This window comes from Bradyrhizobium sp. IAR9 (genome assembly GCF_013408065.1).
Lineage (GTDB): Bacteria > Pseudomonadota > Alphaproteobacteria > Rhizobiales > Xanthobacteraceae > Bradyrhizobium.
In genome coordinates, this window is sequence record NZ_JACBZW010000025.1 from 19,059 (window position 1) to 42,755 (window position 23,697).

General features: G+C 64.8%; 20 protein-coding genes. 7 read left to right on the forward strand and 13 right to left on the reverse strand.

Annotation, left to right across the window (positions count from 1 at the left end; all coding sequences use genetic code 11):
* Nucleotides 1-67 precede the first annotated feature (67 nt).
* Together GGD67_RS38315 and GGD67_RS38320 are read right to left on the reverse strand one after the other, a co-directional pair.
* Entirely contained in the window at nucleotides 68-562 is a 495-nt protein-coding gene (locus GGD67_RS38315) for a VOC family protein (protein WP_018316832.1), read from the reverse strand.
* A 109-nt stretch (nucleotides 563-671) separates the two neighbouring features.
* A complete protein-coding gene (locus GGD67_RS38320) occupies nucleotides 672-1,217 on the reverse strand; it encodes a carboxymuconolactone decarboxylase family protein (RefSeq protein WP_179740123.1) in 546 nt (181 codons plus the stop codon).
* Between the two features lie 137 nt (nucleotides 1,218-1,354).
* On the opposite strand from GGD67_RS38320, the gene GGD67_RS38325 reads away from it, so the two are divergent.
* Both GGD67_RS38325 and GGD67_RS38330 read left to right on the forward strand, forming a co-directional pair.
* Complete coding sequence (locus GGD67_RS38325; protein ID WP_179740125.1) at nucleotides 1,355-2,569, forward strand: acyl-CoA dehydrogenase family protein; 1,215 nt, start codon at nucleotides 1,355-1,357, stop codon at nucleotides 2,567-2,569.
* A gap of 86 nt (nucleotides 2,570-2,655) precedes the next feature.
* Entirely contained in the window at nucleotides 2,656-3,795 is a 1,140-nt protein-coding gene (locus GGD67_RS38330; protein ID WP_179740126.1) for an acyl-CoA dehydrogenase family protein, read from the forward strand.
* Nucleotides 3,796-4,002: 207 nt separating this feature from the next.
* On the opposite strand, the gene GGD67_RS38335 is transcribed toward GGD67_RS38330, so the two are convergent.
* From GGD67_RS38335 to GGD67_RS38385, 11 genes are all read right to left on the reverse strand, one after another.
* Nucleotides 4,003-5,040 carry an amino acid ABC transporter substrate-binding protein gene (locus GGD67_RS38335; RefSeq protein WP_026201740.1) on the reverse strand — a complete coding sequence of 346 codons (1,038 nt, stop codon included), beginning with the start codon at nucleotides 5,038-5,040 and terminating at the stop codon, nucleotides 4,003-4,005.
* Nucleotides 5,041-5,127: 87 nt separating this feature from the next.
* Nucleotides 5,128-5,721: a L,D-transpeptidase gene (locus tag GGD67_RS38340; protein ID WP_018316837.1), complete on the reverse strand. Its 594-nt coding sequence runs from the start codon at nucleotides 5,719-5,721 to the stop codon at nucleotides 5,128-5,130.
* A gap of 357 nt (nucleotides 5,722-6,078) precedes the next feature.
* Complete coding sequence (locus tag GGD67_RS38345; protein WP_179740128.1) at nucleotides 6,079-7,053, reverse strand: hypothetical protein; 975 nt, start codon at nucleotides 7,051-7,053, stop codon at nucleotides 6,079-6,081.
* A gap of 90 nt (nucleotides 7,054-7,143) precedes the next feature.
* Entirely contained in the window at nucleotides 7,144-8,121 is a 978-nt protein-coding gene (locus tag GGD67_RS38350) for a hypothetical protein (RefSeq protein WP_179740129.1), read from the reverse strand.
* Between the two features lie 109 nt (nucleotides 8,122-8,230).
* Nucleotides 8,231-8,794: a thioredoxin family protein gene (locus GGD67_RS38355; protein ID WP_179740131.1), complete on the reverse strand. Its 564-nt coding sequence runs from the start codon at nucleotides 8,792-8,794 to the stop codon at nucleotides 8,231-8,233.
* A 31-nt stretch (nucleotides 8,795-8,825) separates the two neighbouring features.
* Nucleotides 8,826-9,524 (reverse strand): cytochrome c biogenesis CcdA family protein, encoded by a 699-nt coding sequence (locus GGD67_RS38360; protein ID WP_179740133.1) that lies wholly within the window; start codon nucleotides 9,522-9,524, stop codon nucleotides 8,826-8,828.
* A gap of 488 nt (nucleotides 9,525-10,012) precedes the next feature.
* On the reverse strand, nucleotides 10,013-10,624 hold the full coding sequence (locus GGD67_RS38365) for a sigma-70 family RNA polymerase sigma factor (protein ID WP_018316842.1): 612 nt from the start codon (nucleotides 10,622-10,624) through the stop codon (nucleotides 10,013-10,015).
* 397 nt (nucleotides 10,625-11,021) lie between these two features.
* Entirely contained in the window at nucleotides 11,022-11,759 is a 738-nt protein-coding gene (locus tag GGD67_RS38370; RefSeq protein WP_018316843.1) for a response regulator, read from the reverse strand.
* 10 nt (nucleotides 11,760-11,769) lie between these two features.
* Nucleotides 11,770-13,515 carry a DUF3369 domain-containing protein gene (locus GGD67_RS38375; protein ID WP_092251656.1) on the reverse strand — a complete coding sequence of 582 codons (1,746 nt, stop codon included), beginning with the start codon at nucleotides 13,513-13,515 and terminating at the stop codon, nucleotides 11,770-11,772.
* Entirely contained in the window at nucleotides 13,485-15,563 is a 2,079-nt protein-coding gene (locus GGD67_RS38380; RefSeq protein ID WP_210286789.1) for an ATP-binding protein, read from the reverse strand. The genes GGD67_RS38375 and GGD67_RS38380 overlap by 31 nt, the downstream gene beginning before the upstream one ends.
* Before the next feature lie 6 nt (nucleotides 15,564-15,569).
* Nucleotides 15,570-16,565, reverse strand: coding sequence for a TRAP transporter substrate-binding protein (locus GGD67_RS38385; RefSeq protein ID WP_179740135.1), 996 nt, complete (start codon nucleotides 16,563-16,565; stop codon nucleotides 15,570-15,572).
* 184 nt (nucleotides 16,566-16,749) lie between these two features.
* Between GGD67_RS38385 and ugpB the strand changes: the two genes are divergently transcribed.
* From ugpB to GGD67_RS38410, 5 genes are all read left to right on the forward strand, one after another.
* Nucleotides 16,750-18,090 (forward strand): sn-glycerol-3-phosphate ABC transporter substrate-binding protein UgpB, encoded by a 1,341-nt coding sequence (ugpB, locus tag GGD67_RS38390; protein ID WP_179740138.1) that lies wholly within the window; start codon nucleotides 16,750-16,752, stop codon nucleotides 18,088-18,090.
* 236 nt (nucleotides 18,091-18,326) lie between these two features.
* A complete protein-coding gene (locus tag GGD67_RS38395) occupies nucleotides 18,327-19,286 on the forward strand; it encodes a phosphotransferase (RefSeq protein ID WP_179740140.1) in 960 nt (319 codons plus the stop codon).
* Nucleotides 19,287-19,637: 351 nt separating this feature from the next.
* Complete coding sequence (locus tag GGD67_RS38400) at nucleotides 19,638-21,260, forward strand: ABC transporter substrate-binding protein (RefSeq protein WP_179740142.1); 1,623 nt, start codon at nucleotides 19,638-19,640, stop codon at nucleotides 21,258-21,260.
* 246 nt (nucleotides 21,261-21,506) lie between these two features.
* Entirely contained in the window at nucleotides 21,507-22,520 is a 1,014-nt protein-coding gene (locus GGD67_RS38405) for an ABC transporter permease (RefSeq protein ID WP_179740144.1), read from the forward strand.
* Between the two features lie 220 nt (nucleotides 22,521-22,740).
* Entirely contained in the window at nucleotides 22,741-23,640 is a 900-nt protein-coding gene (locus tag GGD67_RS38410; RefSeq protein WP_179740146.1) for an ABC transporter permease, read from the forward strand.
* Nucleotides 23,641-23,697 lie beyond the last annotated feature (57 nt).

Genomic DNA, 23,697 nt, shown 5'->3' on the forward strand with positions numbered 1-23,697 from the left:
TGCCCACGATTCTTCGATGAGTCGGCAGGGTTTCGTGGGCACGCTTCGCTTTGCCCACCCTACGAGACTATCCTTGCCGATCGCTCAACAACCCCTCCACATCCAGCCGTTTGGTAAACATCGCGAGCTTGCCATCCGGCCCGAACGGCCATTGCTCCCTCGGCTTGTCCCAGTACAGCTCGACACCATTCTCGTCGGGATCGCGCAAATACAGCGCCTCGCTGACGCCGTGGTCGCTGGCGCCATCCAGCGCAATGCCGGCCGAGCGCACGCGGTGCAGCGCATCGGCGAGAGCGGCGCGCGTCGGATAGAGGATCGCGGTGTGATAGAGCCCGGTCGTGCCCGGCGGCGGCGGCGAGCCGCCCTTGCTTTCCCAGGTGTTGAGCCCGATGTGGTGATGATAGCCGCCGGCCGCGATGAAGGCGGCGCCCGAGCCCATCCGCTGCATCAGCTCGAAGCCGAGCACGCCGCAATAGAAGCCGAGCGCGCGATCGAGATCGGCGACCTTGAGGTGAACGTGGCCGATCCTGGTGCCGGCGGCGACGGCTGGGCTTTGCGACATGGGAATGCTCCGTTGAAAGCATGCACATAGGGCGGGCTCCGGGGCTGTGCTACGGCCGTTCCCGAAACCCAGCGTTTCCTGATGCGCAATTGCGCATCGGAAACAGAAACTAAGCCAGCTCCGGCACCTCACCCTCGGGCAGGCCGAACTCGAACGTGTTCAGCGTCATCGACACCAGCGTGTAATAGCCGCACAGTCCGATCACCTCGACCACGCCGCGCTCACCGAGAAGCTTCACCGCCTCATCATAGAGGCCCTTCTCGACGCCGTGGCCCTCGTGCAGCGATTTCGCCACGTCGTAGATCATCTTGCCCTTGGGATCGTCGAACTCGGGCGTGCGGCGATCGCGGATCGCTTCGATGATCTCAGGCTTCATGCCGCCCGCAAGCGCCAGGCGCTTGTGCGCATACCATTCGTAATGCGCGGTCCAGTGCCGCGCCGTCACCAGGATCGCGATCTCCGAGAGCTTTGCGGGGAAGATCGTGTCGTAACGCAGCACCTCGCCGAGCCGCGTGGCGTGACGGGCCATGTCGGGGCTGTTGAGCCAGGCCATCATCGGCGCCGGCGGCTTGCCGCGCTTGCCGGCGATCGACTCGTCGTAGGTCTGCCGCTGGCTATCGTTCATTTCGCCAGGCGAAAGAAGTTTCAGGCGCATCGTCGTTTCCTCTTTGTTTTCAAGCACCGTCTTGGTCGCGACTATAGCGGAATGCGGGCTCGCGGAAGTGGTTGAATTCCGCGGGAGCTTGGCCCAGAGTCGCGCCCAACAAGTCGATTGATTGATGGAAACGACCAATGACTGACTCCAAAACCAGCGAATCTGAGACCGCCGATCTCGAATCATTCCGCAACGAGACGCGCGCCTGGCTGGAAGCCAATTGCCCGCCGGAGATGCGCAAGCCCGCAACGTCGGATGCCGACGTGTTCTGGGGCGGACGTAACGCAAAGTTCTCGTCCGAGCCGCAGCGCATCTGGTTCGAGCGCATGCGCGACAAGGGCTGGACCGTGCCGGACTGGCCTAGGGAATATGGCGGTGGTGGCCTCAGCGCTGCCGAGCACAAGGTGTTGCGCGCCGAGATGGCGCGGATCGGCGCGCGCCCGCCGTTGTCGAGCTTCGGCATCTGGATGCTCGGGCCGGCGCTGCTCAAATACGGCAACGAGGCCCAGAAGAAGGAGCACCTGCCGAAAATCGCGGCGGGCGAGATTCGCTGGTGCCAGGGTTATTCCGAGCCGAACGCCGGCTCTGACCTGGCTTCGCTGCAGACCCGCGCCGAAAGCGATGGCGACGATTTCGTCATCACGGGATCGAAGATCTGGACCTCCTACGCCAACTACGCCGACTGGATCTTCTGCCTCGTCCGCACCGATCCCGCCGCGAAGAAACATGACGGCATCAGCTTCATCCTGTTCGACATGACCTCGAAGGGCGTGACGACCAAGCCGATCCTCTTGATCTCCGGCTATTCGCCGTTCTGCGAGACCTTCTTCGACGGCGTCCGCGTGCCGAAATCGCATGTGGTCGGCACCGTCAACCGCGGCTGGGACGTCGCGAAATACCTGCTGCAGCACGAGCGCGCTATGATCTCCGGCATGGGCGAGCGCGGCGTCGGCCGTCCGCTCGGCCAGATCGCGGCCGATTCCGTCGGTACCGATGCGCAGGGGCGGCTCGATGATTCCATGCTGCGCGGCAAGATCGCCAGCTTCGACGTCGATGAAGCCGCGCTTGCGGCTTGCGCCGAGCGCGCGGTCGATCTCGCCAAGGCGGGACAGGCGCATCCGGCGTTCTCCTCCGCGATGAAATATTACGGCACCGAGCTCAACAAGCGCCGCTACGAGATCCTGATGTCGGCCGGCGGCGTCGATGCGCTGGAATGGGAGAGCGAGCGCTCCAAGCAGGGCGCCCGCCCGCGCGCCTGGCTGCGCACCAAGGCCAACTCGATCGAGGGCGGCACCACCGAGGTGATGCTCGGCATCGTCGCCAAGCGCATCCTGGATTTGCCGGGGGCTTAGGGCGCACGTTCTCACCACCCGTCATTCCGGGGCGCGCGCAGCGCGAGCCCGGAATCCATACTCCCGATCGAAATCGGAAACACACCATGGCCCTCGTCCTCACCGAAGAACAATCAATGCTCCGCGATAGCGCGCGCGGGCTGATCAGCGACAAGGCGCCGGTGTCGCACCTGCGCCATTTGCGCGACAGCAAAGACCCCACCGGCTTCTCCAAGGAATTTTGGCATTCCTTCGCCGAAATGGGCTTCGCCGGCCTTTTGGTGCCGGAAGAGTTCGGCGGCAGCGGGCTCGGCTATGTCGAGGCCGGTGTCGTGATGGAGGAGATCGGCCGCACCTTGATGCCGTCGCCGTTTCTCGCCACCAGCGTGGTCGCGGCCTCGGCGCTGAACCGCGGCGGCAATGCTGCACAGAAAGCGGAATATCTGCCGAAGATCGCGAGCGGCTCGCTGCTCGCGACGCTGGCGATCGACGAAGGCACCAAGCATCGTCCGCTGCAGACCAGTCTGCAGGCCGTGCGCGCCGGCAACGGCTTCAAGCTCTCCGGCGCCAAGGCGCTGGTCGTCGATGGCCATGTTGCTGATTTGCTCATCGTGGCCGCGCGCACTGCCGGCTCCGCCGGCGAGCGCGAAGGCTTGACGCTGTTCCTGGTCAACCCCAAAGCCAAGGGCGTCGCAATCGAGCGCACCATCATGGTCGATTCGCACAACGCGGCGCGGATCGAGCTCACCAATGTCGAGGTCACCGCCGACAGCGTGCTCGGCGAGGTCGACCAGGGCGCTGCGCTGCTCGAGGGCGTGCTCGACATCGGCCGCGGCGCGGTCGCCGCCGAAATGGTCGGCCTCAGCGAGGAGGTCTTCAATCGTACCGTCGAGTACCTCAAGAACAGAAAGCAGTTCGGCAAGCTGATCGGCGAATTCCAGGCGCTGCAGCATCGCGCCGCCGAGCTCTATGTCGACATCGAGATCACCCGCGCCGCCACCATGAAGGCGCTGCAGGCGCTGGACGGCGATGTCGCGAAGGCGGCCTCAGCCGTCGCCGTGGCAAAGGCGCGCGCGGGCACCACCGCCACCCGCGCAGTGCAGGAAGGCGTGCAGATGCATGGCGGCATGGGCATGACCGACCAGTTCGACATCGGCTTCTTCATGAAGCGCGCGCGGGTGTGCGAGGAATTGTTCGGCGACGCCAATTACCACACCGAGCAGCTGGCGCGGGCGCGGGGGTATTGAGGCGGTAGACGTGAGACGCGAAGCGCGCGCCTCACCCCTCGGTGTCGTCCCGGCGAACGCCGGGATCCATAACCCCAGGGAGTACTTTGACGAAGGCTCGGAGTTTAAAGAGTCTCTCCGCGGTACTGTCACCTGTGCTTATCGATAGATCACGCGGTACGGGTCCCGGCGTTCGCCGGGACGACAGCGGAGAGAGCTGCCTCTTCCTTACCTCATCGGCGGCGCGTACTGCACGCCACCCGCGTTCCACAGCTGGTTCATGCCGCGCGGGATCTTCAGCTTGGACTTCTCGCCGATGTTGCGTTCGTACATCTCGCCGTAATTGCCGACGTGGCGGATGATGCGGACGGCCCAGTCCTTGGTGAGGCCGAGCTGCTCGCCGTAATTGCCTTCGGTGCCGACGAGGCGCATCACTTCCGGCTTCTTCGACTTCAGGGCCTCGTCGATGTTCTCCGAGGTGACGCCGAGCTCTTCGGCGTTGATCATCGCATAGAGCGTCCACTTCACGATCATCATCCAGTCGTCGTCGCGCTGGCGCACCACGGGGGCGAGCGGCTCCTTGGAGATCATGTCCGGCAGGATCATGTGGTCGCCGGGCTTCGCCAGGTTGATCCGCAGCGCGTAAAGCTGGGAAACGTCGGCGGAGAGCGTGTCGCACTTGCCGGTGTCGTAGGCCTTCACGACGTCGTCGAGCTTGTCGAACTTCACCTCGTCATACTTCATGTTGTTGGCACGGAAGTAATCGGTGACGTTGAGTGCCGTCGTGGTGCCGGCCTGGACGCAGACCTTGCTGCCGGTCAGGTCCAGCGAGGTCTCCTTGTTGCGCGAACGCGGCAGCATGAAGCCCGCACCGTCGTAATAGGCGACCGCGGGGAAATAGAGGTCGTAGTCGAGCTCGCGCGCCATGCTCCAGGTCGAGTTGCGCGAGAGGATGTCCACCTTCCGGCTCTGCAATTCCTTGAAGCGCTCGCCGGCATCGAGCGGGATGAACTTCGCCTTGCCCGGGTCGTTGAAGATCGCCGCGGCCACCGCGCGGCAGAAATCGACGTCGAAGCCGGTCCAGTTCTTGTTGTCCTCGGAGTACGAGAAGCCCGGCAGGCCCTTGTTGACGCCGCACAGCACCTCGCCGCGGCGAACGGTGCGCTTCAGCGTACGGGTGTCGTAGAATTCATAGATGATGGCCAGAACGGCGACCAGCACGGCGACCGCGAGCCCGATCAGCAGGCCGCCTCGAAAAGTGCGCATCATGTTGCTCTCTCGAAAAATCGGGAAAAGGAATCAGGAGGGAAGGCGACGAGCATGGTCCGGAGGACCATGCCCGGATAAAAAACCTCAGAGCTCGGGCTTCTGCCGGATCACCACTTTGGTGCCGACGGGGACGCGCTCATAGAGATCGGCGACGTCGTTGTTGACGAGACGGAAGCAGCCCGAGGACACCTTGGTGCCGATCGTGTCGGGGCGGTTGGTGCCGTGGATGCGGTAGACGGTGGTGCCGAGATACATGGCGCGGGCCCCGAGCGGATTGCCGGGGCCGCCGGCCATGAAGCGCGGCAGATAGGGCTGGCGCTGGATCATTTCCGGCGGCGGCGTCCAGTCCGGCCATTCCTTCTTGTTGGTGATGGTCACGAGGCCTTGCCACTGGAAGCCGTCGCGGCCGACGCCGATGCCGTAGCGGATCGCACGCCCGCCCGGCTGCACCAGATAGAGGTGCCGTTCGGCGGTCGAGACGATGATGGTGCCCGGTGCCTCGGTGGTGCGGAAGTAGACGACCTGCTTCTGCCATTCCGGCTCGAGCTGGTAGCCGTCGTCGGCGACCAGGCCCGGCTCGTCGCCGCGGTCGGGCTGCTGCGCGATGGCCTGTGGTGCGGACAGGATCAGGCCGATCGCGGCCACGAACATCCCGGTCAGGCGACGAAAATCCGTCATTTCAAGCTCTCCCCACTGCCACGGCGCAAATCATTCGGAACCATCAAACCTGAGGGGCATGTTCATGGCAAGTTGATGGCGCGCCGTCCTGATATGTCACGAGAATGCTTTGGTTTTTTGACGCCCGCCCGGCAATGCCACAAACAGGGGATGGCGCGAAAAGCCTAGGATGTTGCGGCTGGGCGGGGTGCGCTCCCTCCCCCGCTTGCGGGGGAGGGTTGGGGAGAGGGTGTCTCCTCTAGGGAGACTCCCCAGAGGAGAGAGCCCCCACCCGGCGCTACGCGCCGACCTCCCCCGCAAGCGGGAGAGGTTGCAGCGAGCCCGCAGCTAGATCACCTGAGCCAACAGGCATCGATGTCAGATCTTGTTGCTCTCCGGCGCGATCCCCAGCCGCCGCACAATCTCAGTCCCCACCGCGCGCGCTTCCACCCGCGAGCCGATCCGCGGGCTGCGAAACCTTCGCCCCGAGTGCAACCGGATCGTGACGATGCAGTGCTCGTCCTCGGACCGGCCGCGGCGCTCGACGGTGATCGTCTTCACGTCGTGCCCCTCGATATGATCGGCGCGCGGCGTGCCGTCGCCCCACAGGCGTTCGACGCGGATGTCGTGCTCGCGGATGATCCAGAACGCGCCGGTGACGAGGTTGGCATAGCGATGCACGGCGAACGCCGCGATCACGCCAAGCGGAAGCAGCAGGATATCGACATGGGTGGGCGGCCACCCGCGCCACAGCTTGTAGGCATAGGGCAGGGCGGACAATGCGACGGCGATCAGGGACACGATGCGGATGTCCCGCGCGGAAAATGCCTCGAGCGGCTCGCCGAGATGCATCTCGGGATTGCTGGCATCGAGCGGGTTGACGGGCTCCTCGACATTGGGAACCTCGAACTGCGTCGCGATCCGGGCCACGGTATCGCGAACATGGGTGACGTCGGAGATCGGCGGGGACGTCAGGCGCTCTCCCGAGGCCAGCGTGAAGACGAGCTGAAAGCGGGCCTTCACCCGCTTGCTGCCGGGAACCTGCAGCCTCGTGATGACGTCTTTTGCGACGATCCGCGTGCGCAGCTTGCCGAACGGACTTTGCCGCCCGATCAGGATCTCGTTCGCCGTGATGATCCACACCACCGCCGGCGCCATCATGATGCCGACGACGAACCCCGCACCCACCAGCAGCGCCACCACCGAGATGATGATCTCCAGCGTGTCATGCGTGAACAGTCCGGGCGTGAAGCACAGCGCAACAGCCGCCGCAAAAGCGGACATCACCAGCCGCTGCGCGATCGAGGAGCCTTCACGAAGGCGGATGTCGGGAGCGGTCGTTGTATCGTCCATCGCGGGCGGCTGATTCCGTCGCGTTGGAAACTCCACGGACGGGTCCGTGGAGTCAAGCAACAAGGGCGAGACTCGCGCCGGTCATGTGACTCAGCGGCACACCCCTTCAGGAGCGATCCCCAGCCGTCGGGCAATCTCGTCGCTCACCGCCTGCGTCTCTTCCTTCGTTCCGATGCTCTGGCTGAGGAACTTCTGCCCACTCAAAAGGTCGATCCTGACGACGTAGAGCTCCCCCTCGGCCCTGCTGTCGGGCGCCAGCCCAATCGTGGCAACGTCGCTGCCTGTGATCGTATCAACAATTGGCTTGCCGTCACGTGTCAGCCGTTCGACGCGCAGTTCGCCGTGGTGGACAATCCAGAATGCGCCGGCGGACGTGTGCGCATATCGAAAAGAGAGGAGGGCAATGACGGCGACGGCCACCCCGAATATGATTTCGGCAGTCGTGAGAGGCGCGCCGTTCCAGAATCTGTACGCATAGCGAATGGCGCAGAGGCCCGCGATGATCAGGGCGACGATTCGCCGCTCCGTGCCGGCGGCCTTTCGGACAGGTTCGCCGATCCGCATCTCCAAATTGGTGGCGTCAAGCGGGTTCACCGGAGGGTCGATATCGACGAAGCTTAGCTGTTCGGCGATCCGCGCTGTGGTCTCACGGACGTGCGTGACCTCCGGAAGCTGCGGCGAGATCAGGCGCTCACCTGACGTCAGCTGCAAAGCGAGGCGGAAGCACGTTGGGTTGGCCTTGTCGCGATTGATCCGAATTCCAGATATCTCCTCTCTCCGGATGAATCGGGTGTTAGGCTGGCCGAATGGTCGCGTCTTTTCGACGACGATCATGTCTAGGGCGATGGTCCAAAGCTCATCGGCGCCGAAGGCTGCTTCGTAGAGCATTGCAACGCCGATCACCAGGCCGACCAACGCTGCAACGATTTCTGCGTATCCGTTCCAGGTCGCGAGGTTGCAAACAGAAATAAACAATACGAAGGTCGCCAAGCCAGCCCCAACAAGGCGACCTTCGGAAGATGTATTCTTGCGGAGACGAACTTCGCTTCCGGTCGTTACGTCGGTCATTGCGTGCGTCAAACTCCCCCGTCGCGGCGGAAGCTCCGCGAACGGCTCGGGGGAGTCAAGCAAGAAGAGTGTCTGATCCCTGCGGCAACCTCAGGATTGGCCGCCGCACTCAGCCATTGGCGTTCAGCAGCTTCGCCACGGTGCGGTCGATCACGTCGTAGCTGCCTTCGCCGGCGTGCTGGAACACGATCTTGCCGCTCTGGTCGATGATGTACTGCGCCGGCCAGTACTGGTTGCGGTAGGCGTTCCAGGTCTTCGAATCGTTATCCTGCGCCACCGGATAGGTGATGCCGTGGCGCTTGAGCGCGGCCTGCACGTTGGAGGCGGAGCGCTCGAACGGGAATTCCGGCGTGTGCACGCCGACCACGACCAGGCCTTTGTCCTTGTACTTGGCGTAGAGATCGGTGACGTGCGGCAGCGTGTTGACGCAGTTGACGCAGCCATAGGTCCAGAAATCGACCAGCACGACCTTGCCGCGCAGGTCGGCCATGCTCAGTGGTTTCGAGTTGAACCAGTTGTTGATGCCGGTGAAGTCGGGCGCGGTCTGCTGGCCTGCGGCGGCGGTGACGATTGGCGCGGCGCGCGCGGCCTCCTCGCAGATGCCGGGAATGACGGCGCCGGTAACGGTGAAGCCGATCAGGGCGGCCGAGACGGCGAGCAGCTTGAAAGTCATGGAAGCGTCCTCCGGTGAAGATGAGGGATGATCACAGGCCGATCTGGCCGGTGGGATAGAAGCCGGTGAGCCACGCCACGATCAGCGTGTCGTATTGGAAATAGGCGGCGACCGCGAAGCCGATCACGACGATGCCAAAGCCCTGCTGCAGCCGCGGCGAGATCCGCGCCAGGCTGCGCACCCGCGTGGTCGCGGCCTGCCCGCCATAGGCTATTCCCAGCATCGGGATCGCGGCGCCGATGGCATAGGCGATCAGCAGTGTGCCGGCCCAGCTGAGGTTCTTGGAGGTCGCAACCAGCGTCAGGATCGAGCCGAGCACCGGGCCGGCACAGGGCGTCCACACCAGGCCCAGTGTGGTGCCGAGGATGAGCCCGCCGAGCGCACCCTCGCGCTGGGTAGCGCCGGTGTTGCCGAGATCGAGCCAGCCGTTGAGCCGGATCGACAACCATTCGAACGGCGCCGGCCACAGCATCAGCAGGCCAAAGCCGAGCAGCAGGATCGCGGCGGCTTCGCGCAGCACGTTCGGATCGAAATCGAACAGGCGGGTGATTGCGCCGAGCAGCAGCGCGGTCGCGGAGAAGGAAAGCACAAAGCCGAGCGCGATCATCGCAGGGCGCAGATGTCCCGCGCGCCCGATCGAGGCGCCAAGCAGGATCGGCAGCATCGGCAGCGTGCAGGGCGCGGCGATGGTGAGGATGCCGGCAAGGACGGCGAAGACAAGTTCGAGCATGGGGCACTCGTGAAGGAGGTCACGAGGATGGTTCGGGCGGCATGGAGCGGTCGTTACGGAGCGTCACGGCTTCGTGACGGGAGCTGCCAATCGCACGGCCGGTGCGCTCCCTCTCCCGCTTGCGGGGGAGGGCTGGGGTGGGGGTCTCTCCGCGACGGGACATCCCCCCAGAGGAAAGAACCCTCACCCGCCGCGCGCGGGACGATGCTTCGCATCGCCCGGGGCGCGTCGGCCTCTCCCGCAGGCGGGAGAGGCGGGAGCCCGCGGCTGCCACTTCAAGCCCAAACACAAAACGACCCGGAGGGGGGCATCCCGTCCGGGTCGCTGGAAGTCTTGGGAGGTTTAAGCAAAACCGTATGTGAGCTTTATAGGAGGGAAGTTTTTCCGCCTGATGTTGTGCTTTGTTTCAATTGTTTCGTCGGCGGTAACACTTCCGTGTCCCGGGAGAGGGCCAGATCGGCGGCCCTATCCCTTTGAATTCATTTAGCTTAGGCGGCGAAGCGCTCGACGCCGCAGCCCTTAAGCAATTCGGCCAGCTGCTTGCGGGCGTAGAACATCCGCGTCTTCACGGTGCTCTGGGGGATGCCGATGATCTGCCCGACCTCCTCCACCGACTTCTCGTGGTAGTAGACGAGGGTGATGATCTCGCGATGCGCGGGCGACAGCTTCTGCACGCAGGCGCGCAGGATGGCGCTGGTGTCGCTGCGGTCGAGCGAAGTCTCCGGCGTATCGGAATCGTCGGGGATCTGGCGCACGTCCTCCTGGTCGATGTCCTCGAAGCGGCGCTGTCGCATCGCGGTCAGCGCCTTGAAGCGGGCGATCGAGAGCAGCCAGGTCGAAACCTGCGAGCGGCCCTGAAATTGGCCGGCGGTCCGCCACACGTCCAGGAACACCTGGCTGACGAGGTCTTCGGCCGCGGTGGCGTCGCGCACGATGCGCAGGATGAAGCGGTACACCCGCACGCTGTGCCGGCAATAAAGGATGTGCATCGACGTCCGGTTGCCGTCGGCAATGCTTTCGAGAAGCATGTCGTCCGAAGTCGCCTGAGCGGCGATGATGCTCTGGCTGGCCTGGGCGTTGATGGCGATGACGTTCCGCATTGACTTGGCTCCCCGTAGCGCCGCGACCGAGCGGCGTTTCCTTGGACCAAAGTGTTAATGAGCCAACGTTTCGGGACGTCTGCACGAAAAGCGGAAAATGGTTTCGTGCGCCGCCAAATTGTTTCGTCGGAGAAGGGATGACGAAACATTCGGGACGAAAAAGCGTGGAATTTCAATGTACGGAAAATACGGGGGTAGGGTTTTGAGCCGGACGGAGGCGCCACGGAACGAATCTCGGTGACTTGCGTTCGGTCGCGCCCACCGCTGGGACGGTGATCTCGTAGGGTGGGCAAAGGCGCGCTCTTGCGCGCCGTGCCCACGATCTTTCCGATATGGCGACAGACGCGTGGGCACGCTTCGCTTTGCCCACCCTACGGCACCTGGCGTGCCGCGCGACTTACGCCTTCTCGCCGGCCGGCGAGAACAGGTAGCCGCCGCCGCGGATGGTGCGGATCACGGCGGGCTTGGCCGGATCGGGCTCGATCTTGCGGCGGATGCGCATGATGCGCAGGTCGACGGCGCGGTCGAAGGCTTCGGCGTCGCGCGCGTTAGCCAATTCCAGCAGGCGCTCGCGCGACAGCACGCGCTTCGGGTTGGCCGCGAACACTTTGAGCAGCCCGAACTCGGAGGCGGTCAGCGGATGCTCGTTGCCCTCGTCGTCGCGCAAGGCCTGGGCTTCGAGGTCGAGCCACTTTGTCCCGAACCGTACCAGCTGCTCCTTGTCGGATTTCGCCGCCGCCGCATCAGGCGCGGCGGCCTTGGCCGGCCCGCTCCGCCGCAGCACCGAGCGGATGCGCGCCATCAGCTCGCGCAGCTCGCAGGGCTTGGCTACGTAATCGTCGGCGCCGAGCTCGAGCCCCACCACGCGGTCGATCGGGCTCGCGGTTGCCGTCAGCATGATGACGGGCACGTTGATGCGGCTCTTGAGATCGCGGATGATCGAGAGGCCGTCTTCCTCGGGCATGTTGAGGTCGAGCACGACGAGATCAGGCATGCTGCCCTGGATCGCGGCGCGCAAACTCTTGCCGCCGTCGCACAGCGTCACGGTGAAGCCGTGCATCTTGAGATAATCGCCGACCATCTCCCGGGCCGGGGCTTCATCGTCGACGATCATGATGTGCTGGCTTTGGGTCATGGTCTTGAGATCACGGCATTTCGGTCGCGGGGAGGGTGATGGTGAAGGTCGAGCCTTTGCCGGGCCCTTCGCTATCGGCGGTCACCTCGCCGCCGTGCATGTCGACAATACGCTTGACGATGGAGAGCCCAAGCCCCGTCGAGCTCTCGCCTGCGGTCGGCTTGGCCGACAGCCGCTGGAACCGGCCGAACAGGCGGCCGAGATCTTCCGGCGACAGGCCGGCGCCCTCGTCGCTGACGCGGACGACGGTGTCGCTGCCCTCGTGGCTGACGACCACGTCGATCCTGCCGCCGATTGGTGAGTATTTGATGGCGTTGCTGATGAGATTGTCGATGGCTTCGCGGATGCGGTCGGTGTCGCACATGGTGACGATGTTGGCCGGCGCGGCGACGCTGATCGCCTGCTGCTTGTTGACGGCGAGCGGCTGGTTGGCCTCGGCGACCTCCTTGACCAGGGCGGCGACGTCGACCGGCTCGCGGCGGATGGTGATGTCGAAGGCATCGGCCATCGCATCCGAGATCAGATGGTCGACCATCGTGGTCAGGCGCTTGGTGGCGTCGCGGATGTGGTCGACCTGGGCGACCACGCCGTTTTCCGAGGCGCCGGTCGAGATCAGCTCCTTCAGCATCTCGGTGCGGCCGAGGATGACGCCGAGCGGGTTCTTCAGATCGTGCGCGACCGTGCCCAAAATCTCGTTCTTGAAGCCGTTCGCGCGCTGCAGCCGCAGCCATTGCGCCGAGAGGCGGCGGTTGGCCTGCATCAGCGCGCGGGTGCGCTGGGCGACACGGTCCTCCAGCTGGGTGTTGGCGGCCTGCAGCTGCTGGTAGAGGATGACGTTGTCGAAGGCGATCGAGAGCCTTGAGGAGAAGATCTCGACCAGCGAGCGGTCGGTCTCGGACAATTCGCGCTCGGCCTGCAGCAGCACCACCACCTCGCGGCCGGATCCGGTGCGCAAATAGATCACGCTGCGGTGGTCGGCGAATTCGTTCTTGCGGCGCTGGAACGCGGCCTCCACCATCTCGCGCAGCTCGGGGTCGAGCGCCTTCGACGTCGTGGTGCCGATGAAGCGGCTGTAGCAGCCGCTGCCGGCGAGCACCGAGAGCTCGGGGTCGATGCCGCCATTGTCGCGCAAGACCAGTATACCGGCGCAATCGACGTTGAGCAGCGAGGCGAGCTGGGTCAGCACGCCCTCGGCGAGCCGCTGCATCGACTTGAAGTCGTACAGCGTCGAGGCCGCGTCGATGATGATCTCGAGCCCGCGCCTTGTCTGCACCATGCGCTCGAGCTGCTGATAGGAGCGCAGCGCCGCGGTCAGCGAGGTGAACAGCTTGTCGGCGGTGAGCTCGGTCTTGGCCTTGTAGTCGTTGATGTCGTACTGCACGATCACGCGCCGCTCGGGCGCCTGGCCGGGCTGTCCCGTGCGCAGGATGATGCGCACCGTCTCGTTCCGGATCTCGTTGCGGATGAACTCGACCAGCTCGAGGCCGGCGACGTCGGTCTCCATGATGACGTCGAGCAGCACGGCGGCGATGTCGCTGTGCTCGGCCATCAGCTTGCGGCCTTCCGCCGCGGAATAGGCCGACAGGATCTCCAGGCTCTGGCCGTTGAGGCTATAGTCGGACAGCGCAAAACGGGTGCCGTCATGCACGGCCGGATCGTCGTCGATGACGGCGATCTTCCATTTCCGGGCGTTGGCATCCTCCGACGCGGTACCGGTATCGTCGATCAGGTGGAGGACATCGTCCTGTTCGGCCATTGAGAAGTCCCGTCACTTTCTGTGCTTTGCGCGCCGCCCTTGGCGACCCGGGGCATGATAATGCGAAAAGTGGTGCCTTGTCCCAGCTTGGATTCCAGCATCATGCGCCCGCCGAGCTGCTGGGTGACGAGGTTATAGACGATATGAAGCCCGAGTCCCGTGCCGCCTTCATTGCGCCGGGTGGTAAAGAAAGGGTCAAAGGCCTGGCGCTGCACGTCGGGGGTCATGCCGGCCCCGTCGTCGGTGAAGATAAGCTCGACGTCCTCGGTCCCGCGCGGCCGCGCCTGGATGATGATCGTGCCGGCACGCCCGTCGGCGAAGGCGTGATTGGCGGCGTTGAGGAAGAGGTTGGTCAGGATCTGGCCATAGGAGCCGGGATAGCCGTCGAGCAGCAGCCCCTCCGGCACGTCGACCTGCAGCGTGATCGGCGAGCGCTTCAGCACCGGGCGCAGGCTGGCGATGATCTGGTCGGTGGCCTCGCTGAGCGAGAACTGCCGCCGCTCGGCATGGGAGCGGTCGACCGCGACCTGCTTGAACGACTGGATCAGCTCGCCGGCGCGCTGCAGATTGGCGACCAGCTGCTGCGAGGCGTCGCGCGAGGATTGCACGAACTCCTCCAGCTGCGAGCGGCGCAGGCCGCCGTCGCCCTTGAGCTGGGCCTCGAAGATCTCGGTGCGCCGGGCAAAGCTCGAGGCAACGGTGAGGCTGATGCCGATCGGGTTGTTGACCTCATGCGCGACGCCGGCGACGAGACCGCCAAGCGCCGCCAGCCGCTCGGCATCGATCAAATTCTGCTGCGCGGTATTGAGCTCGAGCAGCGCGCTCTCGGCCTTCTCCTTCGACGCGCGCAGCTCGTCCTCGGTCTCGCGCTTCGCGATCGCGTTCTCGCGGAACACCTCCACCGCGCGCGCCATGGCGCCGACCTCGTCGCGGGCCTTGGTGCCCTGCACCTCGCGGTCGAGATCGCCGAGCGTGATCGCGCGCATCGCCGCCATGATCTGCTGCAGCGGCAGCCGGATCGACAGCGCGATCATCACGCCGGCGGTGAGGATGATGCCGAGGAAGATCACCGCGATGGAAAGGACACGGCGGGAAATATCCGCCAGCGTGCGGTCGAAGGTCTCCTGCGCCTTCTGCTCGCGCTTGCGCATCTTGGTGGAGAGGTCGTCGATGGCGCCGATCGCCTCGGCCTGGCTGGCGTCGATGCTGTTGCGGAGCAGCTCGGTGCGGCTGGCAAGCTGCTCGGAGAGCTTTGCAAAGCCCTCGCGCAGTGCGGCGGTGCGGGCCCCGAGCCTTCGCAAGGCCATCTTCTGCAGATCGTTGTCGGCGAGATCGATCATCACGGGGATGGTCTTCTCGATCGTCTCGGTATTGCGGCGCGCGTCGTCGGCCGCGCCCGATGACAGCGACAGATAATAGGAATTGGCCGCCACCAGCATCGCGGTGAAGGCCTCGCGGGATTTTCCGAGCGAGGGCCAGATCAGCGCGTCGCGATGGCCGGTGGCGCCTTCGATGATGGAATAGAGGCCGGCCATGTCCCTGGCCGGGCCCTGCACCTGATCCTCATAGGTCTTGGCGATGGTGGCCTGCACGCTGCGCAGCTCGCCGAAACCGTTGAGGAAGCGGTCGGTGGTGCGCTCCAGCTCCTCGACCGAGCCCGACAGCATCGGGTCCTTGGCGGCGCGGTTGGTCAGCGTGCCCAGCACCGCCTCGCGCAGCAGCAGGATCTCGGCGAACAGGTCGGGGCTCGGCTGGTTGATGTAGCGGTGGATCAGATTGTGCAGGCGCCCGGTCTCGCTTTCGAGCAGCGCCAGGATCCGGTCGGACTCGCGCACCTGGCGGACGTCGCCCCAGGCCGAGCCCAGCACCTGCGCGCCGTTCCAGATCATCCCCACCAGCACCACCACCACGGCGGAGTTCAGCGCCGCGATCGACAGGATGCGCCAGCGGATCGGCACCGCGCGCAGCACGCCGACCAGGCGTGCGCGCAGCCGTCCGATCGGGCCGGACGGCCGGTCTGGGTGCTCGGTATGTCCAAGTGCAGCCAACGCGGCTCACTCCACCTTGCGAATACGTTCGATCAGCGCGGCCGCGGCGGGATCGCGCCCGGCCTTGGCGTAGATCGGGGCCATCGCGTCCTCGAACGGCTTGCGGTCGATATCCTTGATGATGGTGACGCCGGCCTCCTGCGCCTTGCGCTGCGACTGCTCCTCGAGGTCGCGCCATTTCTCGCGCATGAACCGGCTGGAGCGCTGCGCAGCCTCCCGGAAGATTTTCTGGTCGTCCGGCGACAGGCTCTGCCAGGCCTTCAGCGAGATCACCAGCACTTCGGGGCTCATCGTATGCTCGGTGAGCGTATAATGCCCGGCGTGCGTGTAATGATCCGTCGTCACGAAAGATGGCCAATTGTTTTCGGCGCCGTCGATCAGATGGTTGGCGAGCCCGGTGAGCACCTGCCCATAGGGCATCTCGACCGGCTCGGCGCCGAGCGAGCGGATCATCTGGCTCATCAACTCCGATTGCTGCACCCGGATCCGCAATCCCTTGAGATCCGCGATGGTCTTCACCGGGCGGGCGCCGTTGTAGATCGACCGCGCCCCGGAATCGTAGAAGGCGAGCCCGACGAAGCCATAGGGCTCGAAGCTGTTCAGAATCTCGCTGCCAATCGGGCCGTCCAGCACCTTCTGCATGTGCTCGATGGACCGGAACAGGAACGGCATGGCGAGCACGTTCATCGCCGGAACGAAGTTGCCGATCAGCGCGACATTGGTCCGGTTCAGGTCGATCGCGCCGGCCCGAGTCTGCTCGATCGTCTCCTTTTCCTCGCCGAGCTGGCGGGAATGGAACACCTTGATCTCGTGGCGGCCGCCGCTGCGCTCGGCAATCAGCGCGCCCATGTAGCGCAGCGCCTGGACGGTCGGGTAATCCTCGGTCTGGGTATCGGCGGCGCGAAATTCGCGTGCGACGGCACCCGTCGCACAGACGGCAAGCAGAAGCGCGACGACGATCACTCCGGTCCGCGAGAGTTCGGCACGGCTCAACACTGGCACACTCAACCCCTCAGTGGTGGAGTCTATGGCGGGGGCAAAAGGTTCAATGCAATCTAGCAGATGGTCGGGGGAAGGCCATCCCGCCCGGCGCGGCCGTGTAATTGTGCGGCGCGGCCGGCGCTCATTCCCGGTTGAAACCGCAAATGCCGCGCCTTAAGCAGGGCAGCCGCCTTTGTCGCGCGGCATGGGAAGCGCCATCGTGACTTCAGCATTGCGCCTTTTGCAGCTCGTCGCCGCCATGGCGGCTCTCTCATTGGCCGCGCCCGTGCGCGCCGCCACCGACATCGCGTGGTGGCACGCCATGTCCGGCGAGCTTGGGCGGCAATTGGAAAAGCTCGCCTCGGACTTCAACGCCTCGCAGTCCGATTACCGCATCGTGCCCGCTTACAAGGGCAACTACACCGAGACGGTGACGGCGGCGATCTTCGCCTTCCGCTCGCGCAGCCAGCCCGCGATCGTCCAGGTCAACGAGGTCGCCACCGCCACCATGACCGCGGCCAAGGGCGCGATCTATCCGGTGTTCAGCCTGATGCGGGACCAGGGCGAGCCGTTCTCGCTCAATGACTACCTGCCCGCCGTCTCCGGCTACTACACCGATGCGGCCGGCAACCTGCTGTCGTTCCCGTTCAACTCCTCGACGCCGATCCTCTACTACAACAAGACCATGTTCCGCGACGCGGGCCTCGATCCGGAGACGCCGCCGAAGACCTGGCCGGAATTGGGGGCCGCTGCAAAGCGCCTGCGCGACCGCGGCGCTGCTTGCGGCTTCACCACATCATGGCCGTCCTGGATCCATGTCGAGAATTTTTCCGCCTTCCACAATCTGCCGCTGGCGACGCGCGGGAACGGCTTTGCCGGGCTCGATGCCGAGCTGACCATCAACAATCCGGTCGTGGTCAAACACATCGCCCAGCTCGCCGAATGGCAAAAGACAAAACTGTTCGACTATGGCGGCCGCGGCCAAGCGGCCGAGCCGCGCTTCCAGAGCGGCGAATGCGGCATCTTCATCGGCTCCTCGGCGACGCGCGCCGACATCAAGGCGAATTCGAAATTCGAGATCGGCTACGGCATGATGCCGTATTGGCCCGACGTGAAGGGCGCGCCGCAGAACTCGATCATAGGCGGCGCCACGCTCTGGGTGCTGCGCGACCGGCCGCGCGAGGAATACAAGGGCGTGGCGCGGTTCTTCGCCTATCTGTCACAGCCCGGCGTGCAGGCCGCCTGGCATCAGAACACGGGGTACTTGCCGATCACCCGCGCCGCCTCCGAGTTGACGCGCGCGCAGGGCTTTTACGAGCGCAACCCGGGCTCGTCGATCTCGTTCGAGGAGATCACGCTCAATCCGCCGACGGAGAATTCGAAGGGCATCCGGCTCGGCTCCTTCGTCCTGATCCGCGGCGCGATCGAGGACGAGCTGGAGCAGGCCTTTTCCGGCCAGAAGAGCGCGCAATCCGCCCTGGATTCCGCCGTCGAGCGCGGCAACAAGCTGCTGCGCCAGTTCGAGCGCGCAAGCCCGGAACGGTAGTGCATGTTGCGATTGGGCTTCGCTGTGGCCGCGCGGGAGGCGCGCTCCCTCCCCCGCTCGCGGGGGAGGGTTGGGGAGAGGGCTCTCTCCACGCTGGGATGGCCTGACGTCTGCGGAGAGTGTCCCCGCGGGGAGAGAGCCCCCACCCGACGCTTCGCGCCGACCTCCCCCGCAAGCGGGAGAGGTGCACCGTCTCCTCGGCTCGCACTGACGAATCAATCAAGCTCGTAACGACGATGACTAACGCTCCATCGCAAACACTGCCGGCCTTCGCCGACGAGGAAAGCTTCCGCGCCTTTCGCTCCGCTTCCTCGCAATGGCTTCCGATCGCACTCGACATTGCGCGCCGCCACGGTCTCGATATCAGCGCGCCGCATGTGTTCGCGACCGGCACCAACCTCGTCGTCGGCCTCGGCGAGGGGCCGATCCTCAAAATCTTCCCGCCGATGCTGTACGCACAATTCGTCTCCGAGCGCGGCTCGCTGATGCAGCTCAAAGGCCATCTCGATCTGCCGATCCCCGAGATCGTCGCGGAAGGGATACGCGACGGCTGGCCCTATCTCGTCATCACGCGGCTATCAGGCACGCTCGGCTCGGAGGTGTGGCCACACCTGCCGGAATCGCAGAAGGAACGCCTGCTGCGCCAGATCGGCGAGACCATCGCGAGCGTCCAGCGCGCCCCGCTCGGGCCGCTTGCGGCGATCGAGCCGCGCTGGGACGATTTCATGCGTGCCCAGATGCGGGGCTGCAGGGCGCGGCACACGCGTCTCGGCCTCGCGCCGAAATTCCTCAAAGGCCTCGACGATCTCCTGTGCGATGCGGACAAGCTCATCCCGCTGGATGCGCCGCCGGTCTTTCTGGTCGGCGAATACATTCCGGAGAACTTCCTGCTCGCCTGCGACGACGGCCAGTGGTCGCTTGCCGGCCTGTTCGACTTCGGCGACGTGCTGGCGGGATGGCGCGATTACGACCTGCTCGGCCCCGGCGCGTTCATGGCGGCGGGCCGGCCGGGGAGGGTGAAGAGCCTGCTGGAAGGCTTCGGCTATGCGAAGCTCGACTACGCGCTCAAACGCCGGCTGATGGCCCTGATGCTGCTGCACCGCGCCAGCGACCTCAACAGCCACATCTGTATTGCGGGCTGGCAGGAGCAGGCGGACGATCTGGTCGAGCTGCAGGAGCTGATCTGGGCGGGGTGAGCGCGGGCCCCACCTCTCTCCATCATTCCGGGGTGATGCGCAGCATCGAGCCCGGAATCCATGGTCCTGCGCGTGCTGCCGCCCCGACGGATTCCGGGCTCGATTCTGCGCATCGCCCCGGAATGACAGCTGTGCTTATTGGGCGGGCGCAGATCAAATTAAGCTCATGAAATAGGCAAATCTGTATCTTTGTATGCAATTCCGGGAGATCGAGACGAAGGCCGCGACGCGCGAAAATAAACATTTCCTAAGCGATATCAGTTCATTAAATTGATCGTAACTGCTCGTTAAGCTCTGGCACAAACCTTGCGAATCCGGTTCCAACCAAAAACGTTGTGTTGGAGCGATGTCATGAAGCGCCGCGATTTCCTCAAGTCCGTTTCCGGATTGGCCGCCGGAGCGGCGCTTCCGGCGATGCCACAGGTGATTTCCTCAGCCTATGCCGACGCCCGTTCGGAGACGCTGCTGATCGTCTCGGAAGGCGGCCCCAACAATCTCGATATCCACGGCGTCGGCACCAACGTGCCCGGCTATGAGGTGTCCTGGAATTGCTACGACCGCCTGATCAGCCACGAGATGAAGAGCGGCCCGGGCGGCGTGCCCTATTACGACCGCGACAAGTTCAAGGGCGAGCTCGCCGAGGAGTTCAGGATCGACGACATGTCGGTCACCTTCAAGCTGAAGAAGAACGCCAAATTCCACGACGGCGCGCCGGTGACCGCCAAGGACGTGAAATGGTCGCTCGACCGCGCCGTCAGCGTCGGCGGCTTCCCGACCTTCCAGATGAGCGCGGGCTCGCTGACCAAGCCGGAGCAGTTCGTCGTGATCGACGACTACACCGTGCGCGTCGACTTCCTGAAGAAGGACAAGCTCACGATCCCCGACCTCGCCGTGATCGTGCCCTGCATCGTCAACTCCGAGCTGGTGAAGAAGAATGCCAGCGAGAAGGACCCCTGGGGTCTCGAGTTCACGAAACAGCAGACCGCGGGCTCCGGCGCCTACAAGGTGACGAAATGGACCGCGGGCACCGAAGTCATCATGGAGCGCAACGAGGATTGGGTCGGCGGCCCCTTGCCGAAGATCAAGCGCGTGATCTGGCGCATGGTGCCGCAGGCCGGCAACCGCCGCGCGCTCTTGGAACGCGGCGATGCCGACATCTCCTACGAACTGCCGAACAAGGACTTTCAGGAGATGAAGGCCAACGGCAAGCTCAACGTGGTGTCGCTGCCGTTCTCCAACGGCATCCAGTATATCGGCATGAACGTCACCAAGCCGCCCTTCGACAATCCGAAGGTGCGTCAGGCGGTCGCCTATGCGCTGCCCTATCAGAAGATCATGGACGCCGTGATGTTCGGCCTTGCCAACCCGATGTTCGGCGCACCTGCGGACAAGGCCACCGAAGTCGCCTGGCCGCAGCCGCATAAATACAACACCGACATGGAGAAGGCGAAGGCACTGCTCACCGAGGCCGGCTACGCAGGCGGCTTCGAGACCACGATCTCGTTCGATCTCAACTTCGCCGGCGTCAACGAGCCGCTCTGCGTGCTGGTGCAGGAGAGCCTGGCGCAGATCGGCATCAAGACCACCATCAACAAGGTGCCCGGCGCCAACTGGCGCACCGAATTGAACAAGAAGGAGATGCCGCTCTTCACCAACGTGTTCTCGGGCTGGCTCGATTACCCCGAATACTTCTTCTACTGGTGCTATCACGGCAACAATTCCGTCTTCAACACCATGAGCTACAAGTCGGCGGAGATGGACAGACTGATCGACGGCGCGCGCACTGCCGCTGCGGCCGGCGATACCGCGGCCTACGACAAGGACGTGAAGGGCTTCGTCGATCTCGCCTACACCGACATCCCGCGCATCCCGCTGTACCAACCCTTCGTCAACGTCGCGATGCAGAAGAACATCAGCGGCTATCAGTACTGGTTCCATCGGCGGCTCGATTATCGCGCGATGGCGAAGGGGTGAGATCAGCCGATTGGCGATTAGGGCGAGGCAATCGGATATGGCGTTCGGAGGCTTATCGGCTGGCTCGGTTCGCCTCTCCCGCTTGCGGGGGAGGCCGACGCGCTCGAAGAGCGCGGCGGGTGGGGGCTCTCTCCACACGGAGAACCCCAATGCGGAAGCACCCCCACCCCAACCCTCCCCCGCAAGCGGGAGAGGGGGCGCAGTTGTGCCCGTTGCGTCATCTTCTCTTTCCACGGGAAGTCGCCCATGCTGACCATGATCGGCAAGCGTCTGATGTTCGCGATTCCCTCGCTGATCGGCGTGGTCATCGTCACCTTCCTGCTGACACGCGCGCTGCCCGGTGATCCCGCCGCTTATTTCGCCGGGCCCGCCGCGACCAAGGAAGCCGTCGAGCAGATCCGCAAGAAGCTCGGCCTCGACAAGCCGCTGATCGAGCAGTTCTTCCGCTACACCAATGATCTCGCCCACGGCGATTTCGGCAACTCGCTGACGACAGGACAGCCGGTCGCGGCCGAGATCCGCAACCGCCTGCCGGCCTCGGCTGAACTCACGCTGCTCGGCCTCATCGTGTCCGTCGTCATCGCCATTCCGCTCGGCGTCCTCGCGGCGACGCGGCCAGGGTCATGGGTCGATCACTTATGCCGCGTCACGACGACAGCCGGCGTCTCGCTGCCGGTGTTCTTCACTGGCCTCGTGCTGGTCTATGTCTTCTATTTCCGGCTCGGCTGGTCGCCGGCGCCGCTCGGCCGTCTCGACGTGTTCACCAGCGCGCCGCCGACGGTGACCGGCTTCTATCTGATCGACACCCTGATCGCGCGCGATCTCGAAGCGTTCCGCTCGGCGCTGAGCCAGCTCATCTTGCCGGCGACCACGCTGGCGATCTTCTCGCTGGCGCCGATCGCGCGCATGACGCGCGCCTCGATGCTGGCGGTGCTCGCGTCCGAATTCGTCCGCACCGCGCGCGCCAGTGGCCTGTCGCCGTCGACCGTCATCGTCACCTACGCGTTTCGGAACGCGATGCTGCCCGTGATCACCACGCTCAGCATGGTGTTCTCGTTCCTGCTCGGCGCCAACGTGCTGGTGGAGAAAGTGTTCGCCTGGCCGGGCATCGGCTCCTATGCGGTGGAAGCGCTGATCTCGTCGGACTTCGCGCCGGTGCAGGGTTTTGTGCTCACCATGGCGGTCATGTACGTGCTGCTCAATCTCGTGATCGACATTTTGTACGGCGTGATCGATCCGCGCGTGCGGTTGGAAGGGTAGACCGTCATGATCTCGCCCAATACGAGCCACGCGAGCGGTCCGCTCCCTCTCCCGCTTGCGGGGGAGGGCTGGGGAGGGGGGGCTCCGCGGGCGAGAGCCCCCAAGAGGAGAGAGCCCTCACCCGCGCCTTTGGCGCGACCTCTCCCGCAAGCGGGAGAGGTGAAGCGCGCTCGCCGCTTGGCCGTTCGTCCCCACGCTCAGAAGCTCCAGGAGTAAAGCCATGAGCTCCGTTGCGCCTGCTGTTGAACCCGTCGGTCCCGCGCGCACCTCCGGCCTCGTCGCGGTGCTCGAACAGACCCGCTATGTCCTCAGCGAAAACAAGGTCACCGGTTTTGCCTTCGCATTGCTGATCCTGATCCTCGCCGCCGCGATCGTCGGCCCTTATCTCGTGCCGTACGATCCGCTCGCCTCCGACACCGCCGCGGCGCTGAAGCCGCCGTCGGCCGCGCACTGGTTCGGCACCGACCAGCTGGGGCGCGACATCTTCAGCCGCGTCGTCGTCGCGACACGGCTCGATACGTTCATCGCGGTCGCCTCGGTCGCGCTGGTGTTCCTGATGGGCGGGCTCGCCGGTATCGCGGCCGGCTATTTCGGCGGCTGGACCGATCGCATCGTCGGCCGCATCGCCGACACCATCATGGCCTTCCCGCTATTCGTGCTGGCGATGGGCATCGTCGCGGCGCTCGGCAACACCGTGCAGAACATCATCCTGGCCACCGCCATCGTGAACTTCCCGCTTTATGCCCGCGTCGCGCGCGCCGAGGCCAATGTCCGCCGCAACGCCGGCTTCGTGCAGGCCGCGCGCCTCTCCGGCAACGGCGAATTACGCATCCTCCTGGTGCATATCCTGCCGAACATCATGCCGATCATGATCGTGCAAATGTCGCTGACCATGGGCTACGCCATCCTCAACGCCGCGGGCCTGTCCTTCATCGGCCTCGGCGTCCGTCCGCCCACCGCCGAATGGGGCATCATGGTCGCCGAGGGCGCCGGCTTCATGGTGTCAGGCGAATGGTGGATCGCGCTGTTCCCCGGCCTCGCGCTGATGATCGCCGTGTTCTGCTTCAATCTCCTCGGCGACGGCCTGCGCGACATCGTCGACCCCCAGCGGAGGACGTGATGATGGTTGGGGGCAGAGAGAAGATCGGGACGCTTGGGAGTGTGGTTGCCACGGCTC